The sequence below is a fragment of the Oribacterium sinus genome (assembly GCF_963537195.1).
Classification (GTDB): Bacteria; Bacillota; Clostridia; order Lachnospirales; family Lachnospiraceae; genus Oribacterium; species Oribacterium sinus_A.
This window is the reverse complement of sequence record NZ_CAUTEG010000057.1, coordinates 1-15,503: the sequence shown is the minus strand read 5'-3', so window position 1 is coordinate 15,503 and position 15,503 is coordinate 1. Positions and strand designations below refer to the sequence as shown.

Here is a 15,503-nt window from a genome sequence, read left to right as displayed (position 1 = left end):
GTGTATTACATTTTAAATTTAAACTTGAAGATATAGAACAAATAAAAACGAAGAAGCGTCCGTTTCATTGTCTGAAGATGACCATAAAAGTTAGGAATCCCATTTTTTATGGTTTGCATGAGAAGAAACTAAATAAGTTGGAGAAGGTAAGTATCATCCTAGATAGAAAAAAATCGGATTGTTTTATGCAGGAGATAGAACAATTTTACAGAAAGTAAATCAATGGGCCGATTTAGCAAATACAATTAACGAATATGAGGAAAATGGCTAAATATAAATTGACGATTTTGCGGTATTGAAATATAAGATTATGAAGAATTTCGCTGGGCTCTGGAGGATGATTTTCGTAAGATTGATTCAAGGGGAAAGATATCGGCACTTTTTGATGCAATTCCTGCTCAGCTCATGGGAAATGTATCCAGATATCAGGTATCAAGTGTTTTGAAAGGATTTTACAGAAAATGATATATATTCCAAGCTTTTAAATGGTAAGTTACAGGCTAACTTGGGCTATATTTATGAGAATGCAAGAATAATGCGTGAAATATTGCTATACACAAAGGATTATCAAAAGGATGGATCTCTAGAATGTGTACCTATTATGTGGGCACAGTTTATATAAAGCCTGGACCGACAAAGTCCTATTGAGTGAACTCCATGGGGATGGTATAATACCTCAGGTTTATTATTTCCCATTACGTATGAAAAGTTCGTCATAAATTGTCGATTTAGAAGATAGGAGTGTAAAAATGAAATTAGGAATTGTCGGTTTGCCAAATGTGGGAAAGTCCACCCTCTTTAATGCCATTACCAAGGCGGGAGCGGAGTCTGCCAACTACCCCTTCTGTACCATTGACCCCAATGTGGGTGTAGTGGCTGTGCCGGACGAGCGTTTGAAGCTTTTGTCTGACCTGTATCATTCTGAAAAAATCACTCCGGCGGTTATCGAGTTTGTGGATATTGCGGGTCTGGTTCGGGGCGCTTCCAAGGGAGAAGGCTTGGGAAACCAGTTCTTGGGAAATATCCGGGAAACGGATGCCATTGTGCATGTGGTGCGTTGCTTCGAAGATGACAATGTGATTCATGTAGACGGTTCCGTAGACCCTATCAGAGATATTGAAACCATTGAGCTGGAACTGATTTTCTCTGATTTGGAGCTTTTGGATAGAAGAATGCAAAAGACCAAGAAGCTTGCCAATAATGATAAGGATGCCAAGAAGGAATATGCCCTTTTGGAAAAGCTTCATGCTCATCTGGAAGAGGGGAAACTGGCCATTAACTTTGAAGCAGACGAGGAAGAGGGAGCTTTACTGGACAGCATCGGGCTTCTTACCAGAAAGCCTGTGATTTATGCCTGCAATGTGGCGGAGGAAAGTCTTGCGGATGACGGAGAAAGCAATCCCCATGTGGCAAAGGTTCGGGAATATGCAAAGAAGAACCACTCCGAAAGCTTCGTGATTTCCGCCCAGATTGAGCAGGAGATTTCCGAGCTTTCCGAGGAGGAAAAGGGCGAGTATCTGGAGTCCCTTGGATTAAGCGAGTCCGGTTTGGATAAGATCGTTCGTGCTTCCTATTCCTTGCTTGGGTTGATGTCTTACCTTACAGCAGGGGAGAAGGAAACCAGAGCTTGGACCATTAAGAAGGGAACCAAGGCGCCTCAGGCAGCAGGAAAGATTCACACCGACTTTGAGAGAGGATTTATTAAGGCGGAAGTGGTAAATTACAAGGATTTGCTGGATAACGGTTCTCTTTCTGCGGCAAGGGAAAAGGGACTTGTGCGTATGGAAGGAAAAGAATACGTGATGCAGGACGGAGATGTGGTACTGTTCCGCTTCAATGTCTAAATGAATATCCAAGGAGCCGGCTTCCTTTCGCTTTGGCCGGTTTAGCTTAAATCATAGAACAACCTGCCCTGACAATAGCAAAATATGCTCCAACAGCAGAAAATATGCTCCAACAATAAAAAACATAAATTTTAAGAAGATGACTTTTTGCTCATCTTCTTTTTTTATGCTTTTTTGACATGACTGCTTCTTTCCTTATTGGATTTTCCGGGAGCATAGAGCGGAGAAAGCTTTGAATTTACGGCTTTTATCCACAATTTTCCGCATTTTACTATTTAGAGATTTTTCTTCTTTGTTCTTTCGAAAAAACAGGGGAAGGAAGTGGGAAAATTCTAGTATCTTGTCTTGCCATTTCCCTGAAAACTCGGTATTATAATGGAGAAGTGGGAAAAAGTGGGAGAAAGTGGTAAGTATGTTTACGGGAGAGTATCATTTAAATTTAGATACTAAGGGCAGGATGATGATTCCTGCCAAGTTCCGTGAGGATGGTTATAGCGAATTTTTCCTAACCCGTTCATTAGATGGCTGTCTTTCCCTCTACGCAATTCCGGAATGGAAGAAGTTGGAGGAAAAGTTACAGGCTTTGCCCATGACCAGTGAAAAGGCGAGAAAGTTAAAGCGTTATATTCTGGGTAGTGCAGTGTCGGTGGAGTGTGATAAACAGGGACGTATCCTCATTCCACAGGTCTTACGGGACAAGGCGGAATTGGAAAAAGATGTGATGCTTCTGGGTGTGGGAGACTATGCGGAAATCTGGTCTGCCGAGAGCTATGAAGAGAAGAATGATTTTTCCGATACGGAAGAGTTGGCTAAAGACATGGAAGGCATGGGCATATAATGGAATTTTCTCATAAAAGTATCATGGTTGAAGAATGTATGGAGGGTCTGAACATCAAGAAGGATGGCATCTATGTGGATGGCACTCTGGGCGGTGGAGGACATTCCTTCCATATTTTGGAAAGACTTGGGGAAAAGGGACAGCTGATCGGTATTGACCAGGATGAGGATGCGATACTGGCGGCAACAGAAAGATTAAAGCCCTTTGCCAAGCAGCTTCACATCATTAGGGACAATTATGAGCATTTTCCGGAAATCCTATCTTCCCTTTCTATAGAAAAGGTGGACGGGATTCTTTTAGACTTAGGCGTTTCCAGCCATCAGTTTGATGAAGAAGAAAGAGGCTTTTCCTATCGATTTGATGCACCCTTGGATATGCGGATGGATCAAAGACAGGACTTTAGTGCAAAGGATTTGGTGAACAGCTACAGCGAATCCTCCTTGTTTCACATCATAAGGGACTATGGGGAAGACAAGTTTGCAAAAAATATTGCAAAGCACATTGTTTTGGCAAGACAGGAAAAACCCATTGAAACAACCAAGGAATTGGCAGAAATCATTTCCCATGCCATTCCCATGAAGTTTCGTCTGCAGGGTGGTCACCCTGCAAAAAGAACGTTCCAGGCCATCCGGATTGCCTTAAATCGGGAGCTGGAGGTTTTGGAGAATTCCTTGAAGAGCATGATTGAAGCCTTGAATCCGGGAGGAAGAATCTGTATTATCAGCTTCCATTCTCTGGAGGATAGGATTGTAAAGCGAAGCTTCAAGGACGCGGAGAATCCTTGCATTTGCCCGCCGGACTTTCCGGTGTGTACCTGCGGGAGAAAAAGTTTGGGCAAGGTCATCAGCAGAAAAGCCATTTGTCCAAGTGAAGAGGAAATGGAAGAAAATCCCAGAGCAAAAAGTGCGAAGCTTAGGATTTTTGAAAGAGCATAAAGGAGTAAGAAATTGTCCGGCTGTACAAGTTATTGGAAAACTTGCGCAGAGGGCATAAAGATATTTTCGGGGGAATAAAGGGGAGTATATGAAGAAAAGGGGAGAGAGGAGACAGCTGCAATATGTGCAAGGAAGCTTGGCCGTGAAACAGCAGTATCTCCCAAAGAAGCGAGTAGAAAAGAAAAAAATAGAGAAAAAGCAGGAGCAGAGAAAGAAAAGAGCTGCTTCCGGCATGGAAAGACGGGTCTTACAGGAAAGAGCCAAGATTCTTCGGGAAAGAGAGAAGAATCACATTTTGCAGCAGGAGAGACTGAAGGAAAAAACTTCTGCCAATCTGTTCTTGGTATTTTGCGTTACAGCGATGATGTTTGTGATGGGCGGTTTATGCTTTCATTACATTCAGCTGCAGACGGAGGTAAATACCAGAATTCGAAAAATTGAGGTAGAGAAAACCCGCTTGGATAAGCTGCGGCAGAAAAATGACGCTTTGCAGAATGCTATCAATACCAGCGTGAATCCGGAAGAGGTCTATGAAATTGCCACCAAGGAACTGGGGATGGTATATCCGGGGGAAAATCAGGTAATAGAGTATAAAAAGTCGGAAAGTGAGTACGTAAGGCAGTATGAAAACATCCCCAAATCCTGAAGCTGAACAGAGAAGAAGACGGCAGACGAAAATTCTGCCGTTTTATATGCAAGAAAAACTGATTATCGGTTTTTGCTTTTTTCTGATTCTCTTTCTCTTATTGACCTTTGCCCTGTTTCAGATTGTACGAAACAACAACGAGGCTTTTAACAGAAAGGTATTAAGACAAAGGCAAACCCAATATGGTTCCAAGGTACTTCCTGCCAAAAGAGGAGATATCATGGATAGAAACGGAACCATTTTGGCCACCAGCCAGAAGGTTTACAATCTGATTGTGGATGCCAGAACCATGACTTCTTATCAGGACAAGCGTTATGAGGAAGCCAGTTTAAAGGCGGTGGAGGAATTTTTTAAAGAGGATGCGGGAGAGCTTAGGGCCTATATTGCCAAGCAGGATGCTTTGCCGGACGGGAAAAAGAGTGCCTACTATAAGTATAAAAAAAGATTGTCCTATGAAGAGCGGACGGCATTTTTGGATTATATAGACGAGCAAAATAAGCAGTACAAAAAAGATGGAAAGAAAGACCGGATTAAGGGTCTGGATTTTGAAGAAGAGTATAGAAGATATTATCCTTATAAAAATTTGGCTTGTAATATCATTGGCTTTACTACGGATGACGGGGAAAGCGGACAGGCCGGGGTAGAGCAGTTTTATAACAAAAGCCTTATCGGTACCAATGGAAGAACCTATGGATATCTGGATTCCGATACGAAGCTGCAATCCGTGATTCGGGAAGCTACCGACGGAAATAGCCTGGTTACCACCATCAACTACAACATTCAGAGGACGGTGGAAAAATATTTGCAGGAATGGCAAACCCAGGATGTGGGTTCCAAGGTAGCTTCCGCCATTGTCATGGATCCGAAAACCGGAGAAATCCTGGCTATGGCCAGCACCAAGCAGTATGACTTAAATGAGCCGAGAAAGCTGGATGATGCGGAATATCCGGAGAGTCTTCTTTTGGAGCTTGGAAAAAAAGAAGCCCAAATCGTATATAAAAGAGAGCATGAAAATAAAAGTATTTCTTTAGAAGAGGTTAGTCAGTATTTTACCCAAGAGGAGCTTCTTTCTTATGGAAGGCAGGCGGCTTGGAATGAGGTATGGCGAAACCCCGTAATTTCCGACACCTATGAGCCCGGTTCTACGGTGAAACCCTTTACTGTAGCGGGAGCGTTGGAGGAGTCCGTTATTAAGCCGAAAACTACTTTTACCTGTGATGGAAAAGTAACCTTAAGTGACGGAGTGCATACTTGGGTAATTCGTTGTATTAAGAGAGACGGCCATGGAACCATCGATGCAGAGCAGGCTTTGATGCAATCCTGTAACGTTTATATGATGAATACTGCCTTTGCAGAGGGGGCGGAAACTTTCGTAAAGTACCAGCATGTATTCGGTTTTGGAGATAAAACCACCGTTGACCTTCCGGGAGAGGCGGATACCGCCTCTTTGGTTTACACGGCGGATACCTTGGGAAAGACCACTCTGGCCACCAATTCCTTCGGACAAAACTTTAACGTGACCATGATTCAGATGGCTTCCGCATTTAGTAGTGTCATCAATGGGGGATCCTATTACAAACCCCATGTGGTAAAGCAGATTTTAAATGCCAACGGTACGGTGATTAAGGATGTACAACCGGAGCTTATGCGGGTTACCGTTTCTGAAGATACCAGTGCCTTTTTACGAGAGGCTTTATTCCAAACCGTAGAGGGAGGAACCGGAAAGCGGGCACAGATACAAGGCTATCATGTGGGAGGAAAGACCGGAACAGCCCAGAAACTACCAAGGTCTGCGAAAAATTATCTGGTTTCCTTCTGTGGATTTGCCCCGGTAGAGGATCCGCAACTTTTGGTCTATGTGGTGGTGGACACTCCCAACTTAGAGGGAGAGGCGCAGGCCAGTGCATCTTTTGCCACCAAAATTGAGCAGAAGATTATGAATGATGCCTTACAGTTTTTAAACATTCCTCCACAGGGAGAAACGGATCCCAATGCATCTTTAAATAAGGACTTACAGACGGGAGAGAGTCTTGTAGAAGGAAATGATGCAAAGGAAGATGCTGAGGGTCCAGAGGGGGATAAGAAGGAAAGTATCTCCGGAAATACCGGAAAAAATTCTTCAAAGAATACTAAGGAAAATACTTCTACGTCTACGGGAGAAAGTGAAGCGGTAAAGCGAAGCGTAGACACAGATGAGAAGGTGGAAGACGAGGGAGAAGTTCCGGACGAGCTGCCCAGTACGGCGGAAAGCACAGAAGCCGGAATAAGCAGATAAAGTACAATCGGAGGAAAAGGGGGAGGAAAATGTTCATTGAGGGAGTAAGCTTAGGAATTTCCTTTTTGTTGATGATTTTGATATCGCCCAAGGGAATCAAGCTTTTACATCAATTAAAGTTTGGGCAGGAAGTCAGAGAAGACGGTCCGGGCAGTCATTTAAAAAAGCAGGGGACGCCTACCATGGGAGGCATCTTATTTTTGATTGCTATCAGTGTAGCCTGTCTTCCCTTTGCGGGAACCTACCCCCATATTTTGCCGGCCTACCTTTTGGGGATGGGCTTTGGGTTAGTAGGCTTTATTGATGACTACCTGAAGGTGGTAAAGCATCAGTCCGAGGGCTTTAATCCAAGGCAGAAGATGCTGTGCCAGACGATTATTTCCATCCTGTATATCTCCTATATATTCTATTCCAAGGAATATAGCGGAGCCTTTCGCATTCCTTTCTTTGGTAAGGAAGCTTACAGTGTGGGACTGGTTCTGTTCTTCCCGATTTCCCTCTTTATTATTACCGCTACCGATACGGGAGCAAATTTTACGGACGGTATTGACGGTCTTTGCTCTTCTGTAACTGCGGTGATTGTGTTTTTCTTACTTTTGAAAAATCACCTGGGAACAGGGGATATGGCTCCCCTTATGGGGGCGGTTTTGGGCGGACTTCTGGGCTTTCTATGCTTTAATGCCTATCCGGCCAAGGTGTTTATGGGAGATACCGGCTCCTTGGCTTTAGGCGGATTTGTGGTGGCTATGGCCATCCAGGAGGAAATTGCCTTATTTATTCCGATTTTTGCCTTCATTTATTTCGTGGAAGTGCTTTCCGTAATACTTCAGGTTAGCTACTTCAAATGGAGCCATGGAAAGAGAATTTTCAAAATGGCGCCCATACATCATCATTTTGAACTCTCGGGTTGGTCCGAGACCAAGGTGGTGACAATTTTCACTATTGTTACGATTTTACTATGTTTTTTCTGCTTTATGATTCTGTAAAAAGAAGGACGGAGCAATAAGAAATTTAGGGAAATAGATTTGCAGGCCTAAAGGGGAGAAGATAGGGCTTTGCAGAACTTACAAGCACAGGGAAAGGGATTTCAAAGAGGTTAAAGGGACGAAGATGGACAAGCAGAAAATTTTGGTTTTGGGAACAGGACGGAGCGGTGTTGCGGCGGCAAAGCAGATTCTTGCCATGGGGGGCGAAGTGATTTTCTTCGATAAGAACCCCAAGGTTGAGGATAGAGCCTTGCTGAGCCAATTTAAAAAGAAGGACAAGGTAAGCCTGATTAAAGGCAAGCTCTTGGCCTCTGATTTGTTGCATATTAACGCCTCTGTCATCAGTCCCGGAATCCCCTTAGATGAGCCTTATGTGAAAATGCTTTCCACCGCCCAAATCCCTATTATCGGAGAAATTGAATTGGCATACCAATCCTGTAAAGGGAAACTTTGTGCGGTAACGGGAACCAACGGAAAGACCACTACGGTAAGTCTTATCGGGGAGATTTTGAAAAGCGAATACAGTGATACCCATGTGGTGGGAAATATCGGAAATCCCTTCACGGCAGAGGCTCTTGAGACAGAGGAGCAGTCCGCCACCGTTTGTGAGGTCAGCTCCTTTCAGCTGGAAACCATCGTGGATTTTCGCCCCAATGTCTCCGCCATCACCAACATTACCCCGGATCACCTGGATCGACACAAGACCATGAAAAACTATATTGCGGTGAAGGAATCCATTGCGGAAAATCAGGAAGAGGAAGACAGTATCGTTTTAAACTATATGGATCCGGAGCTTCGAAAGTTCGGAAAGAAAAGAAGCCTAAAGCCGAAGGTACTATGGTTTTCTTCCGAGGAAGAGCCTAAGGATACCAAGGAAAAGGAGTCGCTTTTCCTGAGAGGAGATACCTTCTATTATAAGAAGGCGGATAAGGAGGAGAAGCTTTTCACCACCAAGGATGTGCATTTGCTGGGAAAGCATAATTATGAAAATATCCTCTGCGCCGTAGGAGTCGGTCTGAAAATGGGCGTGCCCATGGACAAGATTATCAAGGTTTGCAAGAAGTTTAAGCCTGTAGAGCATAGAATAGAATTTGTTCGGGAGCGCTCCGGTGTAAAGTATTACAACGATTCCAAGGGCACCAATGTGGATGCGGCAATCCAAGCCCTGAGAGCAATGCCGGGCCCGGTGGTTTTGATTGGGGGCGGATATGATAAGCACGTGGACTTTGACCCCTGGGTGAAGGAATTTAAAGGAAGAGTTAAGTACTTGGTTTTGATTGGAGAAACCAGAAATCAGATTGCAGAAACTGCCAAGAAAAACGGCTTCCATAATGTGATGTTTGCCGAGGATATGGATGAGGCGGTAAAGGATTGTGCAGCCTATGCAGATCCGGGAGACTATGTGCTTTTGAGTCCGGCCTGTGCCTCCTGGGGCATGTTTAAGGACTATGAGGAAAGAGGCAGAATCTTTAAGGACTGCGTGAAGAACCTTTAAGGATTGCATGAAGAATTTTTAAGGACTGCGAGAAGAAGCCGTAAAGACTGCGAGAAGAAGCTGTAAAGACTGCGTGAAGAAGCTGTAAAGACTGCATGAAGAATCTGTAAGAGGAGGAAATCAGTGGCTGGAAAAAGAAGGCTAAAACGATTTTATGATATTTCCCTGGTGGTAATGGTCTTTTCTATTACCCTTTTTGGGCTGCTGATGCTGTATTCCGCCTCTTCCTATACGGCGGAAAGAGATAATTTGGGAGAGATGTTTTATCTGAAACGACAGGCTTTTTTTGCCGGATTTGGATTTCTGGTCATGCTTTTTACTTCCCGATTTATTGACTACCATATCTTTGCCAAGTTAAATCTGGTGATTTATGCCATTGCCGCTGTGGCGGTAATCGTCACCAGCCTTATCGGTGTGGCATCCCACGGATCCAACCGCTGGATTGTCATTTTCGGTGTACGTTTCCAGCCTTCGGAGCTGATGAAACCGGCCATTATCATTCTCTTTGCCACGCTTTTAACCCATAAGGGAAGAAAGCTTGACGGTTTCGTTCCCATGTTAAAAGCGGCGGCCTGGGCGCTGGTTCCGGCAGCAATCATTGCTTATACCAACCTGTCCACCGCTATGATTGTAGCGGGAATTGCGGCATTTATGCTCTTTGTGGCGGTAAAAAGCTATAAGTATCATTTGATGCTCTTGGGGGGAGGAATAGCGGCGTATCTTGGCGCCTATCCTCTTTCTTTGCTGTTGCAAAAAATGAAGGTGCTACACGGTTATCAGATTACCAGAATTTTAGCATGGAAGGATCCTTCTTCCTATGAAGATGAAACCTTTCAAACATTGCAGGGGCTTTATGCCATCGGTTCCGGAGGCATTTTCGGAAGGGGACTGGGAGAGAGTATTCAGAAGTTTATTATGCCCGAGTCCCAGAATGATATGATTTTTACCATCATTTGTGAAGAGCTGGGCTTTGTGGGAGGCCTTGGCGTGATGCTGGTTTATGCACTTATTCTTTTTCGTCTCTATGAGATTGCAAAAAATGCCAGAGATCTTTTCGGTTCTTTGCTGGTTATCGGCGTAATGTCCCACATTGCTTTACAGGCAATTTTAAATATTGCGGTAGCGACAAACTCTATTCCCAACACCGGAATTACCCTCCCCTTTATCAGCTACGGAGGAACCTCCCTTGTGATTTTGCTGGCGGAAATCGGAATCTGCCTGAATGTTTCCTATCAGACTACTTTGGATGAGTCGATTTCTTCCGAAAAATAAGAGTAGGAAATCAGCGTTTTTTTGGAAACTTAAGAAATAATCAGCGTTTGTCGATGTATACTATAGAAGTAAGGAAGCTTTGGGAGTGATAAGGGAAGATGAACAGAAAATGAACAGAAGAAAAGAACAGAAACAATTAATACATTATGGACTGATTCTTTTTTTTCTTTTACTACTTTTGCTGATAGTCAGTATTCGTATTTCGGATGTGAAGATTTTGGGGAATAAGCAGTACAGCGAAAAAGAAATTAAGGCAATGCTCTTTCAGGAGGAATGGGATGAGAAATCCGCCTATGCCTTTTTTAAAGAAAAGTTTCGTCCCCACAAAAGCCTTCCTTTTATAGAACGGTATGAAATGCGCTGGAAGAATCCTTGGAGCGTGGAAGTTATTATCTATGAAAAAAATATGGTGGGCTATGTGCAATACATGTCCAGCAACTTTTATTTTGACGGAGACGGGGTAGTGGTGGAATCCACCAAGAAAAAAGCCCCCGGAATTCCGGAGGTAAAGGGTTTGAAATTTTCCTCCGTAAGTCTTTACAAGGCTCTTCCGGTGGAAAATAAGGGGGTCTTCCAGGATATTCTGAATCTCAGTGCCTCCCTGCAACAGGAAAAAATCAGCTGTGATTATATTGAATATAGTGGAACTCAGGCCATTATCCATGTGGGAGATATTCGGGTTCTCCTTGGCGGAAATGAGGATATGGAGCAGAAGGTCATGAGCTTAAAGGACATTCTGCCGGCTCTTTCCGGAAGGAAAGGAACCCTGGATTTAAGTGAGTTTAAAGGAAGAAAAGAAAAGGAAGCCTATATCTTTCGAGAAAATAAATAAACTTGTAGGAAGAATTGAACTTGCACTTTCTTTGAAATCTGTGTATCATCCTTAAGGAAAGTCTTTACAAAATGCCGAAAATTCTTATAATGATATAGTTAGGATTAATGTGGAGAAGAGTCCGTTCCTAAAAGGAAAAAAGTCATAGATTGAAGGAGGAAGATATGCTGGAAATTAAGCTTCCCGAGTCCGAAGCGGCTGCGAAAATAATTGTTGTGGGAGTTGGTGGTGCCGGAAATAATGCGGTGAATCGCATGGTGGACGAGGGCATTGCCGGAGTAGAATTTATAGGGGTGAATACAGATAAGCAGGCTTTACAGTCCAGTAAGGCTTCTACAGCTATGACCATTGGTGAGAAATTAACTAAGGGACTGGGATGTGGAGGAAAGCCTGAAATCGGTACCAAGGCTGCCGAGGAAAGTGCAGAGGACATTACCGCTGCATTACAGGGGGCAGACATGGTTTTCGTTACCTGCGGAATGGGTGGCGGAACCGGAACCGGTGCGGCTCCTATCATTGCCAGAATTGCAAAGGATATGGGCATTCTTACCGTTGGTGTTGTAACAAAGCCCTTCCGCTTTGAAGCAAAGCAGAGAATGAAGAATGCCATGGAGGGTATTGATGCATTAAAGAATGCAGTAGATACCTTGATTGTAATCCCCAACGATCGTTTGTTGGAGATTGTGGAGAAGAAGACTTCCCTTCCCGAAGCTTTAAAGAAGGCTGATGAAGTATTGCAGCAGTCCGTACAGGGAATTACCGACCTGATTAATGTACCCGGACTGATTAACTTGGACTTCGCAGACGTTTCTGCTGTTATGAAGGATAAGGGAATTGCCCATGTAGGTATCGGTAAGGCAAAGGGAGATGACAAGGCCATCGAGGCTGTAAAGATTGCGATTTCTTCTCCGCTCTTGGAGAGCACCATCGAGGGAGCTACCGATGTTATCATCAACATTTCCGGAGACATCAGTCTCATCGAGGCAAATGATGCGGCTTCCTATGTAGAAGAGCTGGTAGGCGAGAATGCCAACATTATCTTCGGTGCTATGTATGATGAGGATAGTCAGGATGAGGTATCCATTACCGTTATTGCTACCGGTATCAAGGAGAGAACCAAGACTGTAGAAACTGTCAGAACGGTAAATACACAGACTCCACAGATTACTCCTTCCGTTGCCAACAATACCGGAACAGGAAACAATGCTACTCCCGGACTTCCTTCTTTCCTTAGCAATCAAAGACCTGTTGCTCCCGGACTTTCTCAAAGACCGGAGGTGCCTGTAGAGAACAGTCAGGCTAATATTGGAGGATATACACCGACTCCGCAAGTCAATCTTTCCAGACCTGTAGAGAATACAGAAAGCCCAAGCAGCAGAGTTAGAACAGGAAGAGAAAACAACATCGATCTTCCGGATTTCCTTCGGAGAAGATAAAAGCGGAAAGTAGGCTATGTCCCCAGGGCATAGCCTTTTTTATCGTAATAGGAGGAATCTAAGGATTCCTTGGATTTAGAGAGAAAAAAACAAAAAGACTAAAAGATTAAAAGACAAAAGGCAGGTTAATTAGGTTTAAAGAAAGCGTTTGTAAATATAAATAGGAGAACCATGGCGAATTTAAGAGAAGAAATTGAAAAAAGAAGAACCTTTGCGATTATTTCCCACCCGGACGCAGGAAAAACCACCCTTACAGAGAAGTTTCTTCTCTATGGAGGTGCCATCAACTTGGCAGGAACGGTAAAGGGAAGAAAGTCCGCAAAGCATGCGGTTTCCGACTGGATGGAGATTGAGAAGGAAAGAGGAATTTCGGTAACTTCTTCCGTGCTTCAGTTTAACTACGACGGAAAGTGCATTAACATTCTGGACACCCCGGGACACCAGGATTTCTCGGAGGATACCTATAGAACCTTGATGGCGGCAGACAGTGCGGTGATGGTCATTGACGGAGCAAAGGGTGTGGAGCCCCAGACCATTAAGCTCTTTAAAGTCTGTGTTATGCGACATATCCCTATTTTTACCTTCATCAATAAGTTTGATAGAGAGGCCAGAGACCCATACGCTCTTTTGGATGAAATTGAAGAGGTGCTGGGAATCCGTACCTGTCCCATTAACTGGCCCATTGGTTGCGGCCATAATTTTAAGGGCGTGTATGACAGAGAAACGGAGCAGGTCAGTCTTTTCCACAGCAATGCGGGAGGAAAGAAGGCGGTAGAGAAGGAAGTTTTTGATTATAAGGATCCGGAGCTTCCCAATCATATTTCCGCGGAGTACTTTGAAAAGCTGCAGGAGGACTTGGAGCTTTTGGACGGGGCTGCAGATGCCTTTGACGAGAAGAGAGTGGATGCGGGAGAGCTAACTCCGGTATTCTTCGGCTCCGCCTTAACCAATTTCGGTGTGGAGACCTTCTTACAGCATTTCCTGGCTATGACCAAGTCTCCTCTTCCCAGAAAGTCCGATCAGGGTATGATTGACCCGGTGGAGGAAGCATTTTCCGCCTTTGTCTTTAAGATTCAGGCCAATATGGACCCCAAACATAGAGATAGAGTAGCCTTTATGCGTATCTGTTCCGGAGAGTTTGATGCGGGTATGGAGGTAAATCATATTCAGGGAGGCAGAAAGGTGAAGCTTTCCCAGCCTACCCAGATGATGGCAGACGAGCGAAAAATCGTGGATAAGGCCTATGGAGGAGACATTATCGGTGTTTTTGATCCGGGAATCTTTTCTATCGGAGATACCCTGGAGCTTTCCAACAAAAAGTTTGTCTATGAGGGAATTCCTACCTTCGCTCCGGAGCATTTTGCCAGAGTACGGCAGATTGATACCATGAAGAGAAAGCAGTTCCTAAAGGGGGTTTCTCAGATTGCGCAGGAAGGTGCAATTCAGATTTTTCAGGAGTATAACAGCGGTATGGAGGAGATTATTGTAGGCGTGGTAGGATCCCTGCAATTTGAAGTATTAACCTACCGTCTGAAAAACGAGTATAATGTGGAGGTGCGATTGGAAATGCTTCCCTACGAACATATTCGCTGGATTGAAAATTATACGGAAATAGATGTTTCCGCCATTTCCGGAACCTCTGATATGAAGCTGGTAAAGGACTTAAAGGATAGACCTTTACTTCTTTTCGCCCATCCCTGGTCCATCGGTATGGTTTTGGATAGAAATGAAAACCTAAAGCTCAGCGAGTTCTCCAGAAACTAAAAAATGGAAGAAAAACAATAATCAGTGAACAAGCCTTAAGAGATGAGGCATAATATAGGAAAATAAACCTAAGGGCATAAATGGATACTATAGGCCATTAAAGTCTAAGGGCATAAAGGTATAAGTAACGGCATACATGGTTTAAGCACAAAGAAAGGAAGGACCTTATGGAAAAGAGTATCAAAACTTGGTTGGCAGAGCATGAGGAGGAGTTCGTTAAGGACTTAGGCAGACTGATTGCCATCGATTCCGTGCAGGGAGAGACAAAGCCGGGAGCCCCCTTCGGAGAAGGCCCCAAGAAGGCTTTAGAGGAGGCATTGTCCCTTTGCGAAGGCTATGGTTTCTCTGTAAACAATATGGAAAACTATGTGGGAACAGCGGATTTGGATGCAAAGCTTCCCAGAAGTCTGGATATCTTGGCACACTTGGATGTGGTTCCTGCAGGAGAAGGTTGGGAGATTACCGAGCCCTTTAAAATGCTGGAAAAGGATGGAATTGTCTACGGACGTGGCGTCAGTGACGATAAGGGACCAATGCTTGCGGGGCTTTATGCTATGCGTGCGGTAAAGGAGCTTGGCTACCCCCTGAAGAAGGGAATTCGTATGATTATGGGAACCAATGAAGAGACCGGTTCCAAGGATTTGGAGTATTACTATGCTCGGGAGAAGGCGGGAGAGATGAGCTTTACTCCGGATGCGGAGTTCCCCATCATTAACGTGGAAAAGGGACAGTTCAAAGGAACAATTTTCAAGAAAAGAGGGAAGGAGGAGAGCAGTCTTCTTTCCTTAAAGGCAGGAATTGCGGTAAATGCGGTACCGCAGAAAGCTGTACTTGTTTTCTCTGCATTAGGAGAAGAGGAGTTCCAAGCTGCAAAGCAGGCGGTGGAAGAGCAGTGTCAGGTAAAGATCAGTAAAAACGGCAATGAGGTTACGGTAATCGGAACCTCCGCCCATGCGGCAACTCCCTACCTTGGAAAAAATGCAGGTCTTGCAGCGGTGATTTTTGCCACAAAGCTTCCCTCTATCGGAGCAGAGCTGAAGCAGGATTTAGAGCATATTTTGGAACTTTTCCCCTACGGAAAGACCGACGGCTCCGGCTTGGGCATTAAGATGGAGGATAAGGAAAGTAAGGATTTAACCTGTACCTTGGATATCTATGCCATTGACGGAGAAGAGCTTCG

The 15,503-nt window shown here is 44.3% G+C and carries 12 protein-coding genes; all 12 read left to right on the top strand.

Annotation, left to right across the window (positions count from 1 at the left end; all coding sequences use genetic code 11):
* Positions 1–749: 749 nt before the first annotated feature.
* Entirely contained in the window at positions 750–1,844 is a 1,095-nt protein-coding gene (ychF, locus tag RYL27_RS07490) for a redox-regulated ATPase YchF (RefSeq protein WP_183683224.1), read from the top strand.
* A gap of 412 nt (positions 1,845–2,256) precedes the next feature.
* Positions 2,257–2,682 (top strand): division/cell wall cluster transcriptional repressor MraZ, encoded by a 426-nt coding sequence (gene mraZ, locus RYL27_RS07485; RefSeq protein ID WP_183683222.1) that lies wholly within the window; start codon positions 2,257–2,259, stop codon positions 2,680–2,682.
* On the top strand, positions 2,682–3,617 hold the full coding sequence (gene rsmH, locus RYL27_RS07480; RefSeq protein ID WP_314328555.1) for a 16S rRNA (cytosine(1402)-N(4))-methyltransferase RsmH: 936 nt from the start codon (positions 2,682–2,684) through the stop codon (positions 3,615–3,617). Before mraZ ends, rsmH begins: the two co-directional genes overlap by 1 nt.
* Positions 3,618–3,705: 88 nt before the next feature.
* Positions 3,706–4,263, top strand: coding sequence for a septum formation initiator family protein (locus tag RYL27_RS07475; RefSeq protein ID WP_314966308.1), 558 nt, complete (start codon positions 3,706–3,708; stop codon positions 4,261–4,263).
* Complete coding sequence (locus RYL27_RS07470) at positions 4,241–6,538, top strand: peptidoglycan D,D-transpeptidase FtsI family protein (protein WP_314966306.1); 2,298 nt, start codon at positions 4,241–4,243, stop codon at positions 6,536–6,538. The genes RYL27_RS07475 and RYL27_RS07470 overlap by 23 nt, the downstream gene beginning before the upstream one ends.
* Before the next feature lie 29 nt (positions 6,539–6,567).
* The gene (mraY, locus tag RYL27_RS07465) at positions 6,568–7,524 is read left to right on the top strand and encodes a phospho-N-acetylmuramoyl-pentapeptide-transferase (protein WP_314966304.1); all 957 of its coding nucleotides are present in this window, start codon (positions 6,568–6,570) and stop codon (positions 7,522–7,524) included.
* A gap of 124 nt (positions 7,525–7,648) precedes the next feature.
* On the top strand, positions 7,649–9,019 hold the full coding sequence (murD, locus tag RYL27_RS07460) for a UDP-N-acetylmuramoyl-L-alanine--D-glutamate ligase (protein WP_314966302.1): 1,371 nt from the start codon (positions 7,649–7,651) through the stop codon (positions 9,017–9,019).
* 123 nt (positions 9,020–9,142) lie between these two features.
* Positions 9,143–10,291 carry an FtsW/RodA/SpoVE family cell cycle protein gene (locus RYL27_RS07455; protein ID WP_314328560.1) on the top strand — a complete coding sequence of 383 codons (1,149 nt, stop codon included), beginning with the start codon at positions 9,143–9,145 and terminating at the stop codon, positions 10,289–10,291.
* A 109-nt stretch (positions 10,292–10,400) separates the two neighbouring features.
* Complete coding sequence (locus RYL27_RS07450) at positions 10,401–11,123, top strand: cell division protein FtsQ/DivIB (protein ID WP_314966300.1); 723 nt, start codon at positions 10,401–10,403, stop codon at positions 11,121–11,123.
* Positions 11,124–11,287: 164 nt separating this feature from the next.
* Complete coding sequence (gene ftsZ, locus RYL27_RS07445; protein WP_314966297.1) at positions 11,288–12,559, top strand: cell division protein FtsZ; 1,272 nt, start codon at positions 11,288–11,290, stop codon at positions 12,557–12,559.
* Positions 12,560–12,730: 171 nt separating this feature from the next.
* Positions 12,731–14,323, top strand: a complete 1,593-nt coding sequence (locus RYL27_RS07440; RefSeq protein ID WP_314966295.1) for a peptide chain release factor 3 — start codon at positions 12,731–12,733, stop codon at positions 14,321–14,323.
* A 167-nt stretch (positions 14,324–14,490) separates the two neighbouring features.
* On the top strand, positions 14,491–15,503 hold a 1,013-nt coding region (locus tag RYL27_RS07435; protein ID WP_314966293.1), incomplete at its 3' end, for a Sapep family Mn(2+)-dependent dipeptidase.

Excerpts from the sequence above, each read along its gene's own strand:
- ychF (WP_183683224.1), top strand. The coding sequence starts at position 750 with ATGAAATTAGGAATTGTCGGTTTGCCAAATGTGGGAAAGTCCACCCTC.
- mraZ (WP_183683222.1), top strand. The coding sequence starts at position 2,257 with ATGTTTACGGGAGAGTATCATTTAAATTTAGATACTAAGGGCAGGATG.
- rsmH (WP_314328555.1), top strand. The coding sequence starts at position 2,682 with ATGGAATTTTCTCATAAAAGTATCATGGTTGAAGAATGTATGGAGGGT.
- RYL27_RS07475 (WP_314966308.1), top strand. The coding sequence starts at position 3,706 with ATGAAGAAAAGGGGAGAGAGGAGACAGCTGCAATATGTGCAAGGAAGC.
- RYL27_RS07470 (WP_314966306.1), top strand. The coding sequence starts at position 4,241 with ATGAAAACATCCCCAAATCCTGAAGCTGAACAGAGAAGAAGACGGCAG.
- mraY (WP_314966304.1), top strand. The coding sequence starts at position 6,568 with ATGTTCATTGAGGGAGTAAGCTTAGGAATTTCCTTTTTGTTGATGATT.
- murD (WP_314966302.1), top strand. The coding sequence starts at position 7,649 with ATGGACAAGCAGAAAATTTTGGTTTTGGGAACAGGACGGAGCGGTGTT.
- RYL27_RS07450 (WP_314966300.1), top strand. The coding sequence starts at position 10,401 with ATGAACAGAAGAAAAGAACAGAAACAATTAATACATTATGGACTGATT.
- ftsZ (WP_314966297.1), top strand. The coding sequence starts at position 11,288 with ATGCTGGAAATTAAGCTTCCCGAGTCCGAAGCGGCTGCGAAAATAATT.
- RYL27_RS07440 (WP_314966295.1), top strand. The coding sequence starts at position 12,731 with ATGGCGAATTTAAGAGAAGAAATTGAAAAAAGAAGAACCTTTGCGATT.